This is a genomic window from Paracoccus isoporae (assembly GCF_900101865.1).
GTDB lineage: Bacteria > Pseudomonadota > Alphaproteobacteria > Rhodobacterales > Rhodobacteraceae > Paracoccus > Paracoccus isoporae.
In genome coordinates this window covers 24,096-41,752 of sequence record NZ_FNAH01000012.1, presented here as the reverse complement: position 1 = coordinate 41,752, position 17,657 = coordinate 24,096, and the positions used below count along the sequence as shown (strand labels likewise).

Here is a 17,657-nt window from a genome sequence, read left to right as displayed (position 1 = left end):
CCGGCGGCAAGAGACCCGACGATCAGCGCCCGATCCTATCCATACTCCAGCCCACCGAGAAACCAGGTAGGATGGTGGACAGGAAGATCGTCAGCGCGGTGATGATCCACAGGTCAGAGATATGCGGCAGATCGGCATGGCTGGTCGCATAGGCCAGATAGTAGATCGATCCGATCGCGCGCACCCCATAGACGGCAACCACCGCCCGGTCGGAACGGGCTAACGCCCTTGCCGTCAGGGATACCCATCCCGCCAGCGGGCGCAGCACCACGATCAGCAGCACCGCGATGGCGACATGGTTCCAGGTCAGGTCCGCTGCCAGAGCGGGGAGCAGGCCACCCAGGGCAATCAGCAGAAGCGCCGTCAGGGCGTCTTCGATGGATTCCGAGAAATCGTGCAGATGCCGATGATAATGGTGTTCGCTCTCGATACGCCTCAGCGACAGGCCCATCGCGGCCACGGCGATGAAACCGTAGCCCTCGACCAGTTCGGTTGAGCCATAACACAGGAACACCCCGGCAATCGCGATCACCCCGGAGCCGGTATCGGCCAGCCGGGTTTCGCGGGGCAGGTTGAACGGGATCTGGCCCAGCAGCCAAGCCCCGGCCCAGCCCATCGCGGCCCCGATGGATATCCGGTAGATCACGTCTTCCAGCAGCCAGCGCAGACCCCAGTCGCCGGGGGCCAGACCCTGCGCGATGACGAGCAGGCCGAGGTAGACGAAGGGAAAGGCCAGCCCGTCGTTCAGTGCGGCCTCCGTGGTCAGGGCAAAGCGCACCGGATGCTCCTGTCCCTCTTGGGGTGGTCCGATCTGCACATCGGCGGCGAGAACCGGGTCGGTCGGTGCCAGCACGGCGGCCAGCAGAAGCGCGGAGCCGACGGTCAGCCCACCCAGAACCACGCCCAGGAGCGCGACCGCCGGGATGGTCAGGGGCATCCCGATCACGAGCAGCCGCAGCGTCGGTCCCCATTTCCGCGGCGGACCGAGGCTGTCGACCCGCATTCCGGCGGCGAAGAGCGCGACGATGACGGTGATTTCCGCCACGACCTCCCACAGCAGGGGGGCGCTGCGCGGGTCGGGAGGTGCGGGCAGGCCGGGGACCGTGAGGACCGCAGCGGCCCCGAGCAGGATCATCAGCGGGGCGGCCGCCGGTTCCCGCGAGGAGACCAGCCGCGGAAACCAGCGCGCCAGGATCACGATGCATCCCGCCACCGCGAGGGTCAGGTGATAGGTGCTGAATTCGAAGAAGGCATCGGTTTCCATTTCAGGCGTCGGCAACCCCCTTAAACAGGGCCTCGTCCACATGATCGCCACGCAGCACCGAGATATCGCCCGTTGTCTCCAGCACCACGGCTCGAACGGATGAGAAATCAAGCGCATTGGCCTCCCGCAACTTTGCGATCAGGTCTTCCTCGGCAACACGCGTCGCGCGCAAGGCATCGTGCAGGATGACGCCGTCCTTCATCAGCAGGACCGGCGTATTCTGAACCAGCGCGTCGAGTCGCGGCGACCAGCGTCGCAGCCGCGAGACGCCATACTGGACGGCAAAGAGGCTGGCCATCGCCGTCAGCGTCTGAAGAAATCCCGCCCATTCCTGCGACTGAGACGCCCCGGCCAGAAGCGAGCCCATGGCAACAGTCATGACGAAGTCGAAATTCGTCATTTTCGAGAATGATCGCAATCCGACTACGCGGACCAGCAGGATGATCCAGGTAATGCCGACCGCGCTCAGTAGGGAACCCTTGGCCAACGCATCGAGTATAGGTCCGTCAAAAAACATCAATGTATCCATTGTTTGAAGGTGCTTTTTGCATCCAAGACCTTATTCGTTCAAACGCGACCATAGCCGCGTGCGGAATACCCCGTTTCAATGCATATTAAATCCACGCAAGGCAGCGGGGTTTAAAGAAAGTATATGGCAGGGTAGGCATCAGAACAGGGAGTTCTCGGTTAGTGGTCGATTTCAGTGAATTTATACTTCGCGTCCTTTTTTCTGGGGGGTGTGGGTTAATCGTCGGGCTTGATCGCGAGATCAAAGGAAAGCCTCTAGGGGCGGGTGTCTACGTTTTGGTTGCGATCGGCTCTACCGCCTTAATGGCAGTTACCCTCAATTTTGCTCTGAGCAGCATGGCCGAGGATGAGGCCCTCAGTATTGACCCTACCCGCCTTATTCAGGGTATTGTCGGTGGCATCGGGTTCCTCGGAGCGGGGGCGATCATGTCGCCCAGTGACGACGGGCGACTAAAAGGTGTCCGCAGCGGAGCCGCAATCTGGGCTGTAGGGTCGATTGGCATCGCTTGCGGGCTAGGTTTCCTCAAGGAGGCGGCATTTATCTCTGTGCTCATCTGCGTCGTTCTCAATATTTTCGACTGCCTTCATATCAGAGGCAACAGATAGGAAAATTTTCATGTCCAGCACATCCAGTTGTCTCGTTACCAAGCTGTCGCATTACGTCTCACTTTCCGAGGCCGATTGTGATAGGTTGGCTAAGCTTGAGAGAGCCGAACGCATTTTCGATGCAGGACGGGAAGTGTATCAGGGGGGCGACGAGAACAAGGACCTATACGTGGTCAAACATGGCTGGGCCTTCAGCTTTACCGATCTGCCCGATGGTCGGCGCCAGATTGTCAAGATCCATCATCCCGGCGACGTCATTGGTTTCGCCGACGTCACCCTCAAGCACTCCACGACCACGCTGCGAACTGTCGAAGAGGTGTGCCTGTGTCCATTCCCGAAATCGTCGCTGGACGAGATCCTGCGCGAGTCTCCGAAGCTTTCAGCACTTTTGCTTTCGATAGCACTTCGCGACCAGGTTGTTTTGATTGATGTTCTCCGCGCAATGGGCCGGATGAGTGCGCAGGAACGGGTCAGCTACATGTTGCTGGATCTCATATCCCGTCTCCGGATCACCAATCCGGGCATGACCGACACGATTCGCCTGCCGATGACGCAGAGCCAGATCGCTGATTACCTCGGCCTGACCAATGTCTACATCAGCAAGACCTTCATCCGGATGGAAGAGGATGGCTATATTCACCGCGATCAGCATCGGCTCCAGATCCTTCGGGAAGATGCGATGATAGAACTTACGGATTTCCATGATCGCTATGCCGACATGGATACCTCCTGGTTTCCGCAAGACTGACCGCCGCGGCGGAATTCAATCCAGTTGAAAGCATGGTTTGGCGGTGTCGCGCATCCTTGGCACACCCGCGCCGGCGATGAATCATCCGAAGTGGGAACCGACGAGCAACGACTTTGTTGGACCGTCGGTAGCGTCGAAATCTAACAAGCTACTGATCGAAAAATTTTATTGCTATTTAACTAACGCTTGGGGGCGAATGTGGAACTGCGGGCTGTCTTCATCTGGGGAATACTGATTCTGTCTGCCGTCCTCCCGGCGGTCGGTCTGTTCCTCTGTGCGGTCATCATCGTGGTTCAGATCGGTTTGATGGGCCTTCGGCCATTTGTTTCCTGTCTGCCCGCCCGGCTGGCGACGGGTCGGCAGGACTTCGCCAGCCCGCGTTTTTCAATCCATGTCGCGACCCATGCGGAACCGCCCCGGCTGGTGATCCGCACCCTGCAGGCCCTGCTGGATCAGGATTGGCCGTCGGATGCCTACGAGATCGTCGTGATGGACAACAACACCGCCGATCCCGCGGTGTGGAAGCCGGTGAAGAGGTTTTGCGCCGCGCATCCGGGCCGGATCGCCTTCCTGCACCGGACGGGTGTCAAGGGTGCCAAGGCCGGCGCGCTCAACATCGCGCTGGCGCATACGCGCGACGATGCGACCCATGTGGTCACCGTCGATGCGGATTACGTGGTCGACCGCGATTTCCTGCGCCGCGCGGCGGAGGCGCTGCACCGGACCGCGGCGGATTACGTGCAGTTTCCGCAATCCTATGTCGCTACTACGACCACCGCACCGGGCGTGGATGCCGAGCTTGAGGAATATTTCCGCACCAATGCCGCCGCCGCCGATGAGGCAGAGGCGGTACTGTTGACCGGCACGCTCTGCGTGATTTCGAAGACCGCGCTGGTTTCCGTCGGCGGGTGGTCGGGCGCCACCACGACCGAGGATGCGGACCTGGGCGTGCGGCTTTGCCACGCGGGCTTCGCGGGCCGGTTCATCAACCGGGTCGTGGGCAAGGGGCTGCTGCCGCTGTCGCTGCGCGATCTCGAAAGGCAGCGCTATCGCTGGTGCAGCGGCAACGTCCAGACCCTGCTGCGGCATGGGCGGACGATCCTCACCCCCGCGGGCGAGTTCGAGCTGCACAAGCGGCTGGTGATCCTCACGCAACTGACTGCATGGTTCAGCCTCGCCCTCGTGCCTTTCGCGCTGCTGACGGTCTGGCTGCTGACCGCGCAGGGGCATACGGTCGCCGCCGCGCTGGCTGCGGTGGCCATCCTGCTCGCGCTTTGCGACATCGTTTCACGCGTCGTGGCGCGCGGGTTGCGCGACGGGCAGGCCCTTCCGGTCATCCTCCACGCGCTGGCCTGTCGCATCGCGCTGGCGCCGCAATCGGCTAAGGCGACCTTCGATGCGCTCGCGGGCTGCCGCCTGAAATTCGTGGTCACCGACAAATCGGGCGGCAAGGGCTCCGGTTCCCTGTCCATCTGTCACCTCGTGGTTTTCCTCACCGCGCTTCTGCTGCTGCTCGGCGGGCACCCTGCGGAGCCGCTGATCCGCGCCGCGCTACTGGCGCTCCTGCTGCCGTTGCCCGCCGCGCTGCTGACCGACAGGAGCCTGCGCGCCTATCGTGCCACCATCGCCTCACCTGTGAAGGAGGTTTCCGCATGACATCCGATCCGCTATCCCCCCTGGTCGATATCGTCATCCCGACCTGGAACCGCGCTCATCTAATCGTCGGTGCCATCCGCGCGGCACTCGAACAAAGCTGGTGGAACATCCGCGTCACGGTGATCGACGACGCCAGCACCGACGCGACCGAAGACGCGGTGCGGTGCTTCCTGGCCGATCCGCGTTTCAACTACATCCGGCTGTCGCAGAACCTCGGCACCGCCAATGCCAAGAACGCTGGCCTGCTGCTGACCGCGGGCGATGCGGTCACCTTCCACGATTCCGACGACATCCCGCACCGCGACAAGGTTCTGCACCAGGTGCGCGTGTTGACCGCGCAGGATATCGGTGCCGACGACTGCCTGAACTGGCAACTGGCGGGCAAGGAAGCGGGGCAGCGGCTGGAGGTCAGCGCCGCGCTCACCCACCACGAACTGATCCTGCCGGACGGGCGGCGCGTCGAGATCCGGCGCGACCTGTCCCTGCTCGATGACGTGTTCCCGAACCTTCAGATGGGCGCGCAGGTGCCGGGGGAGTGGACGCACATCAACTCCGGCCTGTTCCGCGCGGATGTGTTCCGCCGTCTCGGCGGGTTCGAGGATTGCATCGAGGAGGACCGCGAGTTCCGCAACCGGCTGATCCTGAACGGCGAGATCGTCTGGATCGTGCCGGAACTGTTGCTGACCAAGATCGAGACGCCCGACAGCCTGACGCAATCGACGGTCTCGGATTACGACAGCGCCCGGCGCAGGGCGGACCGGCAGAAGGTCTGGGCCAAGGTCGAGGTGTGGCGGGAGAACGGCAGGGTGGCCCCGGTGCCGGTGGATATCCCGACCCTCGGCGTCAGCCATGTCAGCCGGCCCGACTTGCTGGCGCGGCGGGACATGCCGGTCACGCCCGCCACGTCGGCCAGTGTCGCGCAAATCCTCGCCACCTTTCCTGCTACACGGATGGCCGCGCAATGAAGGCCTTTCGCCAAGAGACAGCGCGCGCGCCCGTGGGAATCGTCGATCCGTGCTCTGCCGCGGGTTACGACCTGCCCGACCTCGGGACCGGCGGTCTTGGCGGCACCGAAGCGACGGTGCTGCGGGTGGCCGCTGCACTCGGCTCCCGGTTCGAGATCACGCAGTATCAGCAGGGTCGCAGCAACAGGCACCTGTCCGAGGCAGGGAAGTTGCGGCCCCTGCAAGACCTCGATGACGCGCAAAACCAAGCCGCCCTGATCGTCATCAACCGGTGGAAGGTGGCGATCAAGCTGCGCAAGCGGCATCCAGCCACGCCGATCTTTCTTTGGCTGCACGTCTATCCCGGCCGTCATAACCGCAAGATGGCCGCGGCGCTGAAGGCTGCCGGAATCACGGTGATCTGCGTGTCCGAAACGCACGCCCGTGCGCTTGCGGGGTTTCTCGGGGCGGAGGATGTGCCGCCCATTCGGGTGATCTACGATCCGCTCGATGACGATCTGCACCCCGACGCCACGCCCCGCGATCCCGACCTGCTGCTCTTTGCCAGTTCGCCCCACAAGGGGTTGGCCGAGGTGTTCGAACAATTCGCCGCCCTGCGCCGTGACCTTCCGAACCTGACCCTTGCCGTGGCCGATCCGGGCTATCTGCGCTGGGATACCGGGCCGGTGCCCGAGGGCGTGGTTTTTCTGGGATCCCTGTCCCATGGGGCGCTCATCCGGCAGATGCGCCGTGCGCTCTGCCTGTTCTATCCCCAGACGACATTTGCCGAGACCTTCGGCCTGGTGCTGGCCGAGGCCAATGCGGTCGGCACGCCGGTGCTGGTGCATGATGGGCTGGGCGCCAATGCGGAAATCGTGGCGGATGCCACGCAGCGCGTGGATGGCCATGACCCGGCGCAGATCCTTGGGCGCATTCAGGCGTGGCGGCGTGCGCCGCCGCAGGTCACCGCCAATCCCGCCTTCCGGCTGGGCCGGGTCACCGGGGACTGGGTGCAGCTGCTGGAACACGCCGCTGCAAGGCATCCTGAGATGGAGATGGTAAAGAGCACATGACAGCTTCCAGACCCCTTGCCGAGTTGCCGCCTTCGACCACCGCCGGGCCGGTGCCGTCCGATGTCGCGGAGGCCCTGCGGGCCGCCGCCGCAGAAGAGGAACGCGGCGCGCGCCCGATCGGCCGCTCCATCGATCTGCTGCGACAGGCGGACCTTCTGACCGATGACGGCGCGACCGATCCCGCCCGCACCGCCCGGGTGCTGATGCAGGTGGGCGCTGCGAACCTCGGCATCGGGAGGCTGTTCGAAGGGCATGTCAACGCGCTGCACCTGGTCCGCCTTTATGGAACGAAGGTGCAAGAGGCGCAGGTCGATCGCCAGATCGCCGAGGGTGCCCTGCTGGGCGTCTGGGGGGCCGATGGCGCGGCGCCGGTGACGCTGGATGCCACGGGGCAGCATTTGCAGGGCGGCAAGTGCTATGCCTCGGGGCTGGGCACCGTGACCCATGCGCTGGTCACTGTGGATTCCGGTCCCGAGGTGCGGCTGGCGCTGGTCGATGTGACGGACGCCGCCCCCGCGGACCCGTCCGCATGGGACATGCAGGGGATGCGGGCGACTGCCTCGGGCAGCTTTGATTTCACCGGCCTGCCGGTCGACAGGATCGAATGGATCGGCGACCCCGGCGATTACCTGAAGGAGCCGCATTTCGTCGGCGGTGTTTGGCGGATCGCGGCCTTGCAGGCCGGCGCCACCGTCGGCCTGCTGGACGTGGCCGCGACAGAGCTTCGCGCCGCAGGCCGCATGGGGGCAGAGGCCCAGAAGGGCCGCCTGATGGATGTGCTGATGCGGACATGGGCCGGCATGGCCCTGACCGAGCGCACCGCCGAAGCCGCTGCCGATCGCCACATCGCGCCGGACGACATCGTTACCACCTCTATCGCGGCCCGGCTCTTTACCGAGGAGGTCGGGCTCGATGCCATCCGGGCCGTCGAGCAGAGCATCGGCCTGCGGCATTTCGAGGCCGGTTCCGAGACCGGACGCATGGCCCGCGATCTGGCGGTCTATCTGCGGCAGGCCGCGCGGGATGCGTTCCTGCAACGCGCGGCGCAGACGGCTCTCGGGGAAGACGGGCGCATCTGGGGAGTGTTCGGATGAATGTCGCGCACCGCCCTTTATTGCCGGACGTGTTCGAGGGTCGCGAAAGCCTCGTCGTCTTGGCCCCGCATCCCGACGATGAATCCCTCGGCTGCGGCGCACTTCTGGCGCGGGGTTTTGCAGGCGCCGGCGCGCATGTCATCTGCCTGACGGATGGCAGTGCGAGCCACCCCGGATCTTGCCAATGGACGCCCCGGCGGCTGGCCCGCCAGCGACGTGCGGAGATGGTAGCGGCCATCGAATGTCTCGGCGGTTCCGCGCGCGATCTGACCTGGCTGGGCATGGCCGACAGCCGTCTCTATCAGGCCGATGCGACAGAGGTTGCCGCCAGGCTGGAACAGATCATCGAAGGTCATGGCGCGCGCCATGTCTTCGTGCCCGCCGCCGAGGATCACCACGAAGACCACCAGGCGACGGCGCGGTTCGCCGGCGCGTTGCGCCGCCGCCGCCCGGAGTGGGCGTTCTACAGCTATCCCGTCTGGTGCCGCTGGGACGATCCCGATTTCCGCCAGACCGCCACCCGTCACGCCCCGGTGTGCGTGCCCCCGGAGGACCTGCGCGACAGGAAACGCGCGGCAATCCAATCGCATCGAAGCCAACTGGGCAGGGTCGTCACCGATGATCCATCGGGCTTCATTCTTCCGGTAGGGTTCATCGAGAAATTCGTGACCGAAGACGAGATCTTCTGGAGGATGCCGTGATGGGGGTGGGCCGCGATCACCTGCACGCGCTTTATGCCGACACCTCGGACCCTTGGGATTTCGAGCACAGCGGTTACGAACAGGCCAAGTTCGCCGCGACGCGGGCGGCGCTGACGCGGCCCCGCTACGCCTCGGCCTTCGAGCTGGGCTGCGGCAACGGGCAGCTTGCACAGCATCTGGTGGACATCTGTGACCGCTATACCGGCATAGATGCGGTGGCCATCGCGATCGAGGCAGCGCGCCGTGCCGTGCCGGATTCCACCTTCATCCACGACTTTTACCCTTGTCCGCTGCCAAGGGGCGATTTCGACCTGCTGATCCTGTCCGAAATCCTCTATTTCCTCGATGATAGCAGCTTGCGCACACTGGCATTGGATATCGCTAGCGCCTGGCCGAAGGCGGAGGTGCTCTGCGTGAGTTGGCTTGGCGAAACCGACCATGATTTGCAGGGCGAAGAGGCGCTGGCGATCTTCACGGCGGCGCTGGACACCCATGAGTTCGATTGCGTGGCGCAGACCGACGGGTATCGCATCGACCGCGGACTGGCGAAGGGCACGACATGACCCGCCCCGCCGCAAAAGACACCGCCATCGTCATCCCGGCCCGCAACGAGGAAGCCCGGATCGGTGCCTGTCTCACCGCCCTGGCCGGACAAGGCAACGCGGTGGTGATCCTGGTGCTCAACAACACCACCGACCGCACCGGCAGCGGGGCCCACGACATCGCCGCGCGGCATGACCTGGACCTGACGGTGCTGGAACGGACACTGCCTTCACGGGAGGGTGTCGGCACCGCCCGGCGGATCGGATGCGATCACGCCCTGCAGACCATGCCCGCGCTGCGCTACCTTTTGACCACCGACGCCGATTGCATCGTCGCCCCGGATTGGATCGCGCAGAACCTTGCCCACCTGAAGACGGCGGACGCTGTCTGCGGCAAGGTCGATCTGATCGCGGGCGAGGCAGATATCCTCGATGGCATGGACCCTCACCTCGCCGAACTGGAAGGCACCTATAGGGCCCTGGTGCAGGACATCTACGCCCGCCACGCGCCCGGATGTGCGGATATCGGCGACACCCACGGCGAAGCGGCAGGGGCGAGCCTCGGGTTCACACGCGCGGCCTATCTGGCAGGAGGCGGGTTCGCGCCCGTTCGTTGCGGCGAAGACCGCCGGATCGTCCGCGCGCTCCGCGCGGCGGGTTGCCGGGTCCGTCACGCCGACGATGTGACGGTGCAGGCCTCGTGCCGCCTGATCGGACGCGCGGCGGGGGGCATGTCCGTCGCGCTGAAGGCGCGGATCGGGGGCCTGGATTATCTGATCGACGATTGCCTGCCGCCGGCGGACTGGCTGGTCACGCAGGCCAGCGGCAAGACGCTGGGCCCCTGGCCGCCGCAGGTGCCCGCCCGCTTCCGCCTGCATGTGCGGGATCTCCCGCGGCATATTGAAATACTGGAGACGTTCAGGAATTCGGAGCGGCTGATATCCGCCTCGATAGCTTCGGCAGCAACGAGGCCATGTTCCCACCTTGACACGCTGCTGCCGGGCAAGGGGTCAGCAAATGTCCCCGCTGGCCCCGGCATGCGGGCCTGTCCGGTCCCTGTGGATCGTCTGCCCGCACCCACTCAAACCGATGCGTCGGCACTGCCGACCGTGAAAGGAGCATAAGATGGCAACGTTGAAAGACCTTTATATCGATGAACTACAGGATCTCTGGTCCGCAAACGACCAGATGTCGAAGGTGGTGTCGGCGATGGCCGACAAGGCATCCGACAGCAAGCTGGCCGACCGGTTGAGTTCCGCCAAGGAAGGGATCGACCAGCATACCCGCCTTCTGAAATCCGTGCTCGAGGACACCGGTGCCGATGTGAAGAAAGAGCATTGCAAGGGTATGGAAGGGCTCGTGAAGGAGGCCAGGAAGCACGCGCTCGACAGTGACATGAGCGGTGCCGCGCTCGACGTGGCGATCATCGCGCAATACCAGCGCATGTGCCATTACGGCATCGCCGGGTTCGGCACGGCCAAGGCATTCGCCGAGGCACTCGGCAATGATGAGGCGGCGCGCAAGCTCGACGAAGCGTTGGACAACATCTACGGGTCCGACGATTTCATGACCGAGCTGGCAGAACGCTCGCGGAACGTGGATGCGATGGCCTGACGGATCTTGAAGTCCATTCCTTTCACCAAGCGGTTTCCTGCCCGCGCTATCTGACGGCCGGAACCACGCCGTACCTGAAAGGTTGGGGGGTGGGCAAAACCTGGTGGTCGACGTGGTAGGGTAAGGTTTCGGAACAAGGCGGGACCCACCATGGACGTAAGCATTTTTGTCGAGACGACGCTTTAAGATGGAGAAACCAAAAGGCGCAATATCGCTCGACTTAACCGTGCGCCGGACGAGTTTTGTTCCGAGAATTTGGGCCTTCTCCTCGACGACGCAAAAACCTTGTTGGGGCGGTTGCAGGAAGCGATTGTGCAAGATCAGGTCGGTGAAGCAATAGAGGCTCGTAGGAAATGCGATGGCTGTGCCGAACAACGCGCGATCCATGATGATCGAGGCCGAATTCTCGACACTCTTTTCGGGCGAATACAGTTGAAGTGGCCAAGGCTTCAGACAATGGACATCACGTCTTCGGTAACGACTTCCAGCGACCAACCGTCCCCACCTTCGAGTTTGTAGATATCCACCTTGAAGGGCACGCCATCCTCGACAACGTGCTGGGAGGCGCTGGAGATGACAAGGTTGGGTTCGCGTTCCATGTGAATACCTCCTGGTTCTTCCTTGGAAGATAGAAGCACCGAAGACGGAAGCCAATGTCCGCAATGCGGGCTGCGAGCGCAGAATGCATTCACAAGCTCGCGCGACCGCTTAGGGCCGGGACTGTCATTCGATGGGAACCTTCGCCTTCATCTTCTTCCTGAAATCCGACGCTTTCCTGATGGCCTCCTTGTCGGATGGCCGCAGTGATTCCCGTGCCTCGGCATCCGTCAGGGCAGGTTGGGCAGCCTCGACCTCCGCGATGATCTCCTTTGCGGTGATGCCTGCCGGCGGCGCATAGGCGAGCGGCCGGAACTGCGCCACCTGGCCTTGCAGCTTCTCGATCTCGTGACGCATCGACCTGATCTGATGCCGCTCGTCGGGATAGGGCAGCGGTCCGGACTGCGCCGCCATGATCTTCGAGAAATAGGGGTCTTCGTAATAGACGATGCGATCAGCCAGGATCGGGTTCTGCCGTTCGGGGATCAGGATAACCTTCGAGGCGTCGAGTTTCTTGACCTCGTCCGGGCTCATCAGCGGACGCTCTTCGTTCCGGCGCGACACGGACCGTCTGCGGAAGCCACGGCCGTCTGAGGACAGGCTGTCGCTGACCGAAAGGCGGGTTGTCTTGCCCAGAGCCTCGGAAACCTCGGCAGCGGTCTTTTTCTCGTTCGGACTGATGAAGAGCTTCATCCCTGCCGCAGATTCGACCGACAGGCGATCATTTTCGCCATAGATATTGTCGAGACCGGGGATGGACTGCGTGATGATCGACACGCGCCCGCCGTGCCCAGCCAGCTGCTTCAGCGACTGGACGACGATGGGCATCTTGCCCAACTGGTCGAACTCGTCGAGGATGATCTGCACCGGCCAGGGCTCGGTTTTCGGGTTCGGCAGCGACGACCTCAGGGTGGCGATCAATTCACCGAACAGCAGGCGCATCAGCGGTGCGAGGGTGGTGATATCGTCGCTGTTGACGACGATATAGACGGATTGGGGCTTCATCCGGAGTGTCGACCAGCTGAAGTCATTGCCGCTGGTGACGCGATCGACCTTCGGGTTCACCCAGAGACCTAGGCCCGCGCCCTTCAGGACCGACACATAGGAGGACAGGGTGCGGTCAGCATAGCCGCTGAAATCCGTGAAAATATCCCTGGTCTGCTGGTGGCGGGCCTCTGCTGCGCGCAGCTTGTATTCCTCGGACTTGTCGGCACCGCCGAAGAGGACGCGGGTAATTTCCCCGATGGTCGGCTTTCCGCGCTCGATGGCGAGCATCCCACCGGCGACGAACAATTCCCTTGCGCCGACGATGAAATCCGCCGCCCCGCCCTTCTCGCTGGTGGTCAGGAAATAGGTCGACAGTTTGCTCAATTCGGTGAACTGCTGATCAGTGTTCTTCAGGGCAGCGATGCGTTCCAGCGGATTGTAGCGATGCGAGTGATGCTCGAAGTCGAAGGGCGCGAAATAGAAGATCTCGTCACCTTGGCGCTGGCGGTGGCGGGAGGTGGCCTCGAAGATTTCGCCCTTCACATCGAGGATGACGCAGCTGCCGGGGAATAACAGCGTATTCGGAATGACGTAGCCGACGCCCTTGCCCGCCCGCGTCGGCGCTACGACGAGGCAATGCGGAAACTTGTCCCAGTTCGAGGCGATAAACCGAAACCGGCCCAGGATGCGGCCAAGGATACTATACGTGCCGAGGCGAGCAAAAACCAGACCGCCGCCGATCATCTGCAAGAGGCCATTCTTCCTGATCTCGGCCGAAGACTGGAAATGCGCCTTGCCGTATTGGGTAAGTTTCTGAGTAAAGGACAGCGCCAGCGTGAAAAGTACCGTCGCGACCAGGGCCGCTCCGGCGATCTGATAACCAGTCAACCAGGGTTGCGTCATGCTGCGCGACAAGCCCGGAAACTGCTTCACAAGAATGAACATGTCGGCAGAGGCGGCATTGGCACCGAGTTGATGCTGGACCCACATGCCCCCAAGCATAAGGCCGATGATAGCACCGCTGATGATGCCGAAAGGCAGGGCGATCAATGTCCGGTTCATATGCCGGCCTCCTAAAGATCCATGTCCAGTTCGCGCTTCCCCGGATAAAGGCTGTGCCGCTGGTCTGCGGCAGCCTCGGCAAGAATACGACCATAGGCGGCCTCGACGGCCCCGCAATCCCGTTCAGCGAGTTGTGAGAGATTCTTGCGGATGAAGGCCATGTTCTCAGCGGTGCTCTGAACCAGCGTCATCATCATCGACGCATTGTCAGACTCGATGTCCCGCAGGCGCTCACTGCCGTCATTCTGTGTTGCGAGCTTCACCGGCGGACGATTGTCTTCACTGGACGCAAAGGCTTCGCCAGCCGGGTCTGCGTAAGGGCGGCCGTGAATGTAGATGACGGGCTGTCCCGCCTTTTCCGCCGCGCGGCCCTCGGCCAATGCCTCCCGCTGCCGCGCGGCCAGGCTTTCAATATCTTTATCCATCTATGACTCCTTCAAATCTGGTTGCGGCGCATGGACGAAACAGGCCGGTGGTCGAACGGGAACAATTCAGAGCAGATCGTCATCCAGGGCAGGGAAATAGACTTCCATGATGCCGCGCGCCTCGCCTTCCCGGCCGGTCTGGATCACCGCATCGATCGAGCCGCGCAGATAGCGCAGGATCTCGCCATAGTTCAGTTGGGTGCCGGTGTTCATCACCAGGAGCGCCATCTTGTCCATCGCCTTGCGGCCGCTGGCCGCGTGCAGTGTCGTGAAACTGCCCTCATGGCCGGTATTGATCGCGCCAAGGAAGGTTGCGGCTTCCCCGCCGCGCACTTCGCCCAGGATGATCCTGTCCGGTCGCAGACGGAGCGTCGCCTGGAGAAGCTTATCCGCTGAACGCGCCGAGGCGTCATTGCGCTCGGCGATCAGGCTGACATGGTTCGGCTGGTGCGGCAGCGCCTCCGCTGAATCCTCGATCAGCACCAGCCGTTCCTCGTCGGGGATCATCCACATCAGCCGACGCGCCAATTCCGTCTTGCCTGCCGAGGTCGGTCCGGACACGATCATGTTCAGCTTCATAGCGACGCAGGCCTTCAGCACAGCATCTGCATCACCGCCAACGCCCAGATCGGATGCGATCCGCTGAATTTCCTCGATCTTCGCCAGACGGTCTGTTTCCAGCGAAATTCCCTGCTGCCGGAGAAATCCGAATTTCTTCGGTTCCTCGGTTGGCAGACGCTGCCGGAAGACCCTGAACGACAGGATCGTCCCGCCGAAAGCCGCCGGCGCGATGATCGCCTGCACCCGCAGCGTCGCCCCGCCATAAGGCACCGTTGTGGAAATCATCGGCGACAAAGCCGTCAGCGGCTGCTCGGCGGATCGCGCGATCTGTCCGGCCAGATCGGTCACTTCCGATCGATTCAGGCTGATCCCGTCGAAGCGGCTCATATGAGCCGATCCGGCCTTTTCAACCCAGAGACCGGCATCGCCATTGATCGCCAGTTCGATCGTCAGAGGGTCGCCCAGGATCATATCGAGGCGCTTCAGGTAATGATCGAGATAGCCAGCCATCAGAACATTTCCAGATCGGTATTGACACGAACCATGACCACTGCGCCCTGATCGACCGAAATCGTCGCCGGAATGTCGAGATATTCGGCCATGACATTATCCAGGGCGTGAGAAGCATCCTGGCCGATGCTCTCAACGGTATCGCGCGTGGTTTCGCTGCCGCCATTTTCTTCGATACTGGCGACGGCAATGTCCGGCAGCGCACCGATGATCGACACGGCCGCAGCCGATCCGAAGCGGGCCAGCGTGTGATTGTTGACCTTGCCGGTCATACCCGCGCGACCGATGCGGTCTGTGCCATAGCCTTCCAGCTGCACGGATTGACCATCGGACGTGACCAGCCGGTCCCAGGCAATCATCACCCGGCGCTGTCCGCGCTCGATCTGTGAGTTATAGCGGCCATAGAGCTTCGAGCCTCGCGGAATCAGCACCTGGCTCATGTCCATCGACCAGACATCATAGCTGACATTGGCCGCGACATTGCCGGGCAACTGGCTGCTGATCGCCGTTTCCAGCGTCGCTTCGATCAGCGTGCCCTGGATAATGGTGTTCGAAGGGCTGCCGATGACCTCGCTCTGCGTCACCCGCGCCTTGTTCGCCCCGGCTCGCAGGAACTTGTCTCCGGCCGCATAATCGCGTGTCTCGCCGCCTTCGCCCGATGCCGCTCCAGAACCGCCGCTGGCCCGGAAGGCCACCATGGGCGAGGCGATCTGCGCTTGCCGGCGTGCTTCCTCTTCGGCACGGCGAGCCTCGTATTCAGCCCTGCGCTGCGCCTCAAGTGCGGCGGCGGCATCCTGTTCGCCAAAAAGCTGGTCCTGGGTTTCCAGTTGCGATTGCAGCCGCAGCATTTCCCGCTCGGCCTCGGCAAGAGCCTCGTCCTTCAGTGCCGCATCGCCCTTCAGCTGCTCCATTTCGGCCAGAAGCTCTTCGCGGGCAGTATCGCCCTCCGTCAGCTTCAACTGCAACCCTTCAAGCTGTGCTGCCAGTTCGTCGATCCGCGTCTGATCGACCACTTCCACCGTTTCCGTGCGCGTGGCCGGGGCTTCCGGCACCTGCGGCTCCGGTCGAGGCCGGGTGATGGTGAACCCATCGAGGCCGCTGCCGTCCTGGAAGTCAGTCACCTGCGATGTGGGCAGGTTCAGCGATGTGCCTTGCGGCGGCGCATCTGTCGCAGTCATAAACGCATAGCTGGCAAGAGCTGCGCCGGCGGTGAAGGTTCCGGCACCGATTGCCCAGGGCTTCCAGCGGTTCATCCGTCCGGGCTTGCGCTGAAGGCGCTGCAACCGTTCCTCGATGCCGCTCTGCTCGTTCTCATTCGCCATCGATACCTCCTTACAGCCCGGCCTGTGCGGCCGAGCCGGTCACGCAGACATATTGATCGCCATAGCGCAGCACCCACCGTTCCGAGCGGCCGGCAACCGTGATGACGGTGCCTTTCGTGGTGCTGTTGACCGCATATTCGAGACCCTTGCCATCAGCGCGGAAGACACTTGGCATCGGCGCACCAGGCGGGATCTGAAAATAGGTCCGGTTGCCATCGTCGGATACGCCGGTTGGCGCGAAGGTCGCGCCATTGACCTTGCGAGAGACCGCATAGCGCATTGGCGGCAGGGTCGCGGCAGCGGTCGCGGGGGCAGCGCCCGCCGAGCGGGTCGATCCGCCCTCGCCGGGCACCGTGAATTTCACCGACCAGCTGGGCGTGCCGCGGCTGGTTTCGACCAGGTTGATGAAATAGAACCGCCGGTTCGTCTCGACAGTCATATTGGTGGCAGCGCCCTGGATGACCGGCTTCACCGTGAAGACATTCGCGCCTTCCAGTTTGTCGATCTGGAAGCTTTCACTGTCGCCGATGGCGATCGACTGGATGCGTTCGCCATTACCAAGCTCGATCAGCGTCACGTTCCGCACCCGCGTCTGCACGGTATAGACCTGGCCTTCCTGATAGGTCGCATAGGTCACACGATGGTCGCGCGAGCCGGATTGGGGCCGCGCCTCGGCATGAACAAGGCCCGGCAGGGCCAGGAAAGCAGCCAGAGCGGCCGCGCCATAGGTCGATTTCAGCATCAGTTGCCTCCTTCCTGCTGGGCTTCGAGCGATTCAGCCGTCACGCGATAATCCGTCACCGTGAAGCCGAAGGGGTTTTCCCAGACCAGCTCGACCGCCGACTGCTGCGTGGGCACGAACTGATAGGTGACGGTCGCATAGAAATTGCCGATCCGGTCATCTTCACCCGGACGGCTCAGCGTCTTGGTGAAGCGCACCTGCGCCGTGTCTTCATCGATTGGGTTGACGCTCAGCACCTCGATCGAAATCTTGCCCGTCGCCCCATAGAGATCAGGCGGATAATCCGCATTGCCCTCGGTCCAGAGCGCCCGCACGCTTTGCTGCGCAATGCCGGCCGACTGGCGATAGACCTTCAGGATGCGCCGCTCGTTATCATTGGCATCATAGGTCTCGCGATCCATGACGTAATTGAAGACGAGGCTCTGCTTGACCGCATCCGCATGTTCGATGCTCGCGTTCTCGATCTCGACCGCGCGTTCGGCGATGCCGGTGTCGCGGTCCACGATTGTCAGGTAAGCCTGCGTCTCCTTCAGCGGCAGCAACATGACAAGGGCGGTCAGCTCGCCCACCGCAATCAGGCTGCTGAAAATCGCCACACCCCAGGCCGTCCGCAGGCTGCGTCTTGCCCCGAAAATCAGCTCGCTTTCGAGAATCGTCCTCTGTTCAGACACGCGGTCTGTC

At 62.9% G+C, this 17,657-nt stretch carries 19 protein-coding genes and 1 pseudogene; 11 read left to right on the top strand and 9 right to left on the bottom strand.

Going from position 1 to position 17,657, the window contains the following annotated elements; all coding sequences use genetic code 11:
- Positions 1–22: 22 nt before the first annotated feature.
- A complete protein-coding gene (locus tag BLT73_RS15140) occupies positions 23–1,264 on the bottom strand; it encodes a cation:proton antiporter (RefSeq protein ID WP_090525180.1) in 1,242 nt (413 codons plus the stop codon).
- A gap of 1 nt (position 1,265) precedes the next feature.
- Positions 1,266–1,781, bottom strand: a complete 516-nt coding sequence (locus BLT73_RS15135; RefSeq protein ID WP_090525274.1) for a DUF421 domain-containing protein — start codon at positions 1,779–1,781, stop codon at positions 1,266–1,268.
- Positions 1,782–1,954: 173 nt separating this feature from the next.
- Here BLT73_RS15135 and BLT73_RS15130 point away from each other — a divergent pair, with 173 nt between their 5' ends.
- The 11 genes and pseudogenes from BLT73_RS15130 to BLT73_RS15080 all read left to right on the top strand — a co-directional run.
- Positions 1,955–2,398 (top strand): MgtC/SapB family protein, encoded by a 444-nt coding sequence (locus tag BLT73_RS15130; protein ID WP_176805137.1) that lies wholly within the window; start codon positions 1,955–1,957, stop codon positions 2,396–2,398.
- A gap of 10 nt (positions 2,399–2,408) precedes the next feature.
- On the top strand, positions 2,409–3,146 hold the full coding sequence (locus BLT73_RS15125; RefSeq protein WP_090525177.1) for a Crp/Fnr family transcriptional regulator: 738 nt from the start codon (positions 2,409–2,411) through the stop codon (positions 3,144–3,146).
- A 306-nt stretch (positions 3,147–3,452) separates the two neighbouring features.
- Positions 3,453–4,802: a glycosyltransferase family 2 protein gene (locus BLT73_RS15120; RefSeq protein WP_143025693.1), complete on the top strand. Its 1,350-nt coding sequence runs from the start codon at positions 3,453–3,455 to the stop codon at positions 4,800–4,802.
- Complete coding sequence (locus BLT73_RS15115; protein ID WP_090525173.1) at positions 4,799–5,767, top strand: glycosyltransferase family 2 protein; 969 nt, start codon at positions 4,799–4,801, stop codon at positions 5,765–5,767. Before BLT73_RS15120 ends, BLT73_RS15115 begins: the two co-directional genes overlap by 4 nt.
- A complete protein-coding gene (locus BLT73_RS15110) occupies positions 5,764–6,819 on the top strand; it encodes a glycosyltransferase (RefSeq protein ID WP_090525172.1) in 1,056 nt (351 codons plus the stop codon). The genes BLT73_RS15115 and BLT73_RS15110 overlap by 4 nt, the downstream gene beginning before the upstream one ends.
- Complete coding sequence (locus tag BLT73_RS15105) at positions 6,816–7,913, top strand: acyl-CoA dehydrogenase family protein (RefSeq protein ID WP_143025692.1); 1,098 nt, start codon at positions 6,816–6,818, stop codon at positions 7,911–7,913. Before BLT73_RS15110 ends, BLT73_RS15105 begins: the two co-directional genes overlap by 4 nt.
- Positions 7,910–8,614, top strand: a complete 705-nt coding sequence (locus BLT73_RS15100) for a PIG-L deacetylase family protein (RefSeq protein WP_090525168.1) — start codon at positions 7,910–7,912, stop codon at positions 8,612–8,614. The genes BLT73_RS15105 and BLT73_RS15100 overlap by 4 nt, the downstream gene beginning before the upstream one ends.
- Complete coding sequence (locus BLT73_RS15095) at positions 8,614–9,177, top strand: SAM-dependent methyltransferase (protein WP_090525166.1); 564 nt, start codon at positions 8,614–8,616, stop codon at positions 9,175–9,177. Before BLT73_RS15100 ends, BLT73_RS15095 begins: the two co-directional genes overlap by 1 nt.
- Entirely contained in the window at positions 9,174–10,280 is a 1,107-nt protein-coding gene (locus BLT73_RS15090) for a glycosyltransferase family 2 protein (RefSeq protein WP_090525164.1), read from the top strand. Before BLT73_RS15095 ends, BLT73_RS15090 begins: the two co-directional genes overlap by 4 nt.
- Before the next feature lies 1 nt (position 10,281).
- Positions 10,282–10,770 carry a YciE/YciF ferroxidase family protein gene (locus BLT73_RS15085; RefSeq protein ID WP_090525163.1) on the top strand — a complete coding sequence of 163 codons (489 nt, stop codon included), beginning with the start codon at positions 10,282–10,284 and terminating at the stop codon, positions 10,768–10,770.
- A gap of 210 nt (positions 10,771–10,980) precedes the next feature.
- Positions 10,981–11,286: pseudogene (locus tag BLT73_RS15080) on the top strand (ISKra4 family transposase); the annotation flags it as partial.
- Here BLT73_RS15080 and BLT73_RS17400 read toward each other — a convergent pair.
- The 7 genes from BLT73_RS17400 to BLT73_RS15050 form a co-directional block, all read right to left on the bottom strand.
- Positions 11,220–11,369, bottom strand: a complete 150-nt coding sequence (locus BLT73_RS17400; RefSeq protein WP_176805125.1) for a hypothetical protein — start codon at positions 11,367–11,369, stop codon at positions 11,220–11,222. The pseudogene BLT73_RS15080 and the gene BLT73_RS17400 sit on opposite strands and share 67 nt — an antisense overlap.
- 124 nt (positions 11,370–11,493) lie before the next feature.
- On the bottom strand, positions 11,494–13,416 hold the full coding sequence (locus BLT73_RS15075; protein WP_090525161.1) for a type IV secretory system conjugative DNA transfer family protein: 1,923 nt from the start codon (positions 13,414–13,416) through the stop codon (positions 11,494–11,496).
- An 11-nt stretch (positions 13,417–13,427) separates the two neighbouring features.
- Complete coding sequence (locus BLT73_RS15070) at positions 13,428–13,841, bottom strand: hypothetical protein (protein ID WP_090525158.1); 414 nt, start codon at positions 13,839–13,841, stop codon at positions 13,428–13,430.
- A 66-nt stretch (positions 13,842–13,907) separates the two neighbouring features.
- On the bottom strand, positions 13,908–14,912 hold the full coding sequence (locus tag BLT73_RS15065) for an ATPase, T2SS/T4P/T4SS family (RefSeq protein WP_090525156.1): 1,005 nt from the start codon (positions 14,910–14,912) through the stop codon (positions 13,908–13,910).
- Positions 14,912–16,165, bottom strand: coding sequence for a TraB/TrbI/VirB10 family type IV secretion system protein (locus tag BLT73_RS15060; protein WP_176805135.1), 1,254 nt, complete (start codon positions 16,163–16,165; stop codon positions 14,912–14,914). Before BLT73_RS15060 ends, BLT73_RS15065 begins: the two co-directional genes overlap by 1 nt.
- Positions 16,166–16,244: 79 nt before the next feature.
- A complete protein-coding gene (locus tag BLT73_RS15055; RefSeq protein ID WP_090525152.1) occupies positions 16,245–16,976 on the bottom strand; it encodes a TrbG/VirB9 family P-type conjugative transfer protein in 732 nt (243 codons plus the stop codon).
- A complete protein-coding gene (locus BLT73_RS15050) occupies positions 16,976–17,647 on the bottom strand; it encodes a VirB8 family type IV secretion system protein (RefSeq protein ID WP_176805133.1) in 672 nt (223 codons plus the stop codon). The genes BLT73_RS15055 and BLT73_RS15050 overlap by 1 nt, the downstream gene beginning before the upstream one ends.
- Between the last annotated feature and the right edge of the window lie 10 nt (positions 17,648–17,657).

Bases quoted from the DNA above. Each gene is read 5' to 3' on its own strand.
- BLT73_RS15070 (WP_090525158.1), bottom strand. From the start codon at position 13,841: ATGGATAAAGATATTGAAAGCCTGGCCGCGCGGCAGCGGGAGGCATTG.
- BLT73_RS15120 (WP_143025693.1), top strand. From the start codon at position 3,453: ATGGGCCTTCGGCCATTTGTTTCCTGTCTGCCCGCCCGGCTGGCGACG.
- BLT73_RS15115 (WP_090525173.1), top strand. From the start codon at position 4,799: ATGACATCCGATCCGCTATCCCCCCTGGTCGATATCGTCATCCCGACC.
- BLT73_RS15110 (WP_090525172.1), top strand. From the start codon at position 5,764: ATGAAGGCCTTTCGCCAAGAGACAGCGCGCGCGCCCGTGGGAATCGTC.
- BLT73_RS15090 (WP_090525164.1), top strand. From the start codon at position 9,174: ATGACCCGCCCCGCCGCAAAAGACACCGCCATCGTCATCCCGGCCCGC.
- BLT73_RS15075 (WP_090525161.1), bottom strand. From the start codon at position 13,416: ATGAACCGGACATTGATCGCCCTGCCTTTCGGCATCATCAGCGGTGCT.
- BLT73_RS15095 (WP_090525166.1), top strand. From the start codon at position 8,614: ATGGGGGTGGGCCGCGATCACCTGCACGCGCTTTATGCCGACACCTCG.
- BLT73_RS15055 (WP_090525152.1), bottom strand. From the start codon at position 16,976: ATGCTGAAATCGACCTATGGCGCGGCCGCTCTGGCTGCTTTCCTGGCC.
- BLT73_RS15060 (WP_176805135.1), bottom strand. From the start codon at position 16,165: ATGAACCGCTGGAAGCCCTGGGCAATCGGTGCCGGAACCTTCACCGCC.
- BLT73_RS15135 (WP_090525274.1), bottom strand. From the start codon at position 1,781: ATGTTTTTTGACGGACCTATACTCGATGCGTTGGCCAAGGGTTCCCTA.
- BLT73_RS15105 (WP_143025692.1), top strand. From the start codon at position 6,816: ATGACAGCTTCCAGACCCCTTGCCGAGTTGCCGCCTTCGACCACCGCC.
- BLT73_RS15125 (WP_090525177.1), top strand. From the start codon at position 2,409: ATGTCCAGCACATCCAGTTGTCTCGTTACCAAGCTGTCGCATTACGTC.
- BLT73_RS15065 (WP_090525156.1), bottom strand. From the start codon at position 14,912: ATGGCTGGCTATCTCGATCATTACCTGAAGCGCCTCGATATGATCCTG.
- BLT73_RS17400 (WP_176805125.1), bottom strand. From the start codon at position 11,369: ATGGAACGCGAACCCAACCTTGTCATCTCCAGCGCCTCCCAGCACGTT.
- BLT73_RS15085 (WP_090525163.1), top strand. From the start codon at position 10,282: ATGGCAACGTTGAAAGACCTTTATATCGATGAACTACAGGATCTCTGG.
- BLT73_RS15140 (WP_090525180.1), bottom strand. From the start codon at position 1,264: ATGGAAACCGATGCCTTCTTCGAATTCAGCACCTATCACCTGACCCTC.
- BLT73_RS15100 (WP_090525168.1), top strand. From the start codon at position 7,910: ATGAATGTCGCGCACCGCCCTTTATTGCCGGACGTGTTCGAGGGTCGC.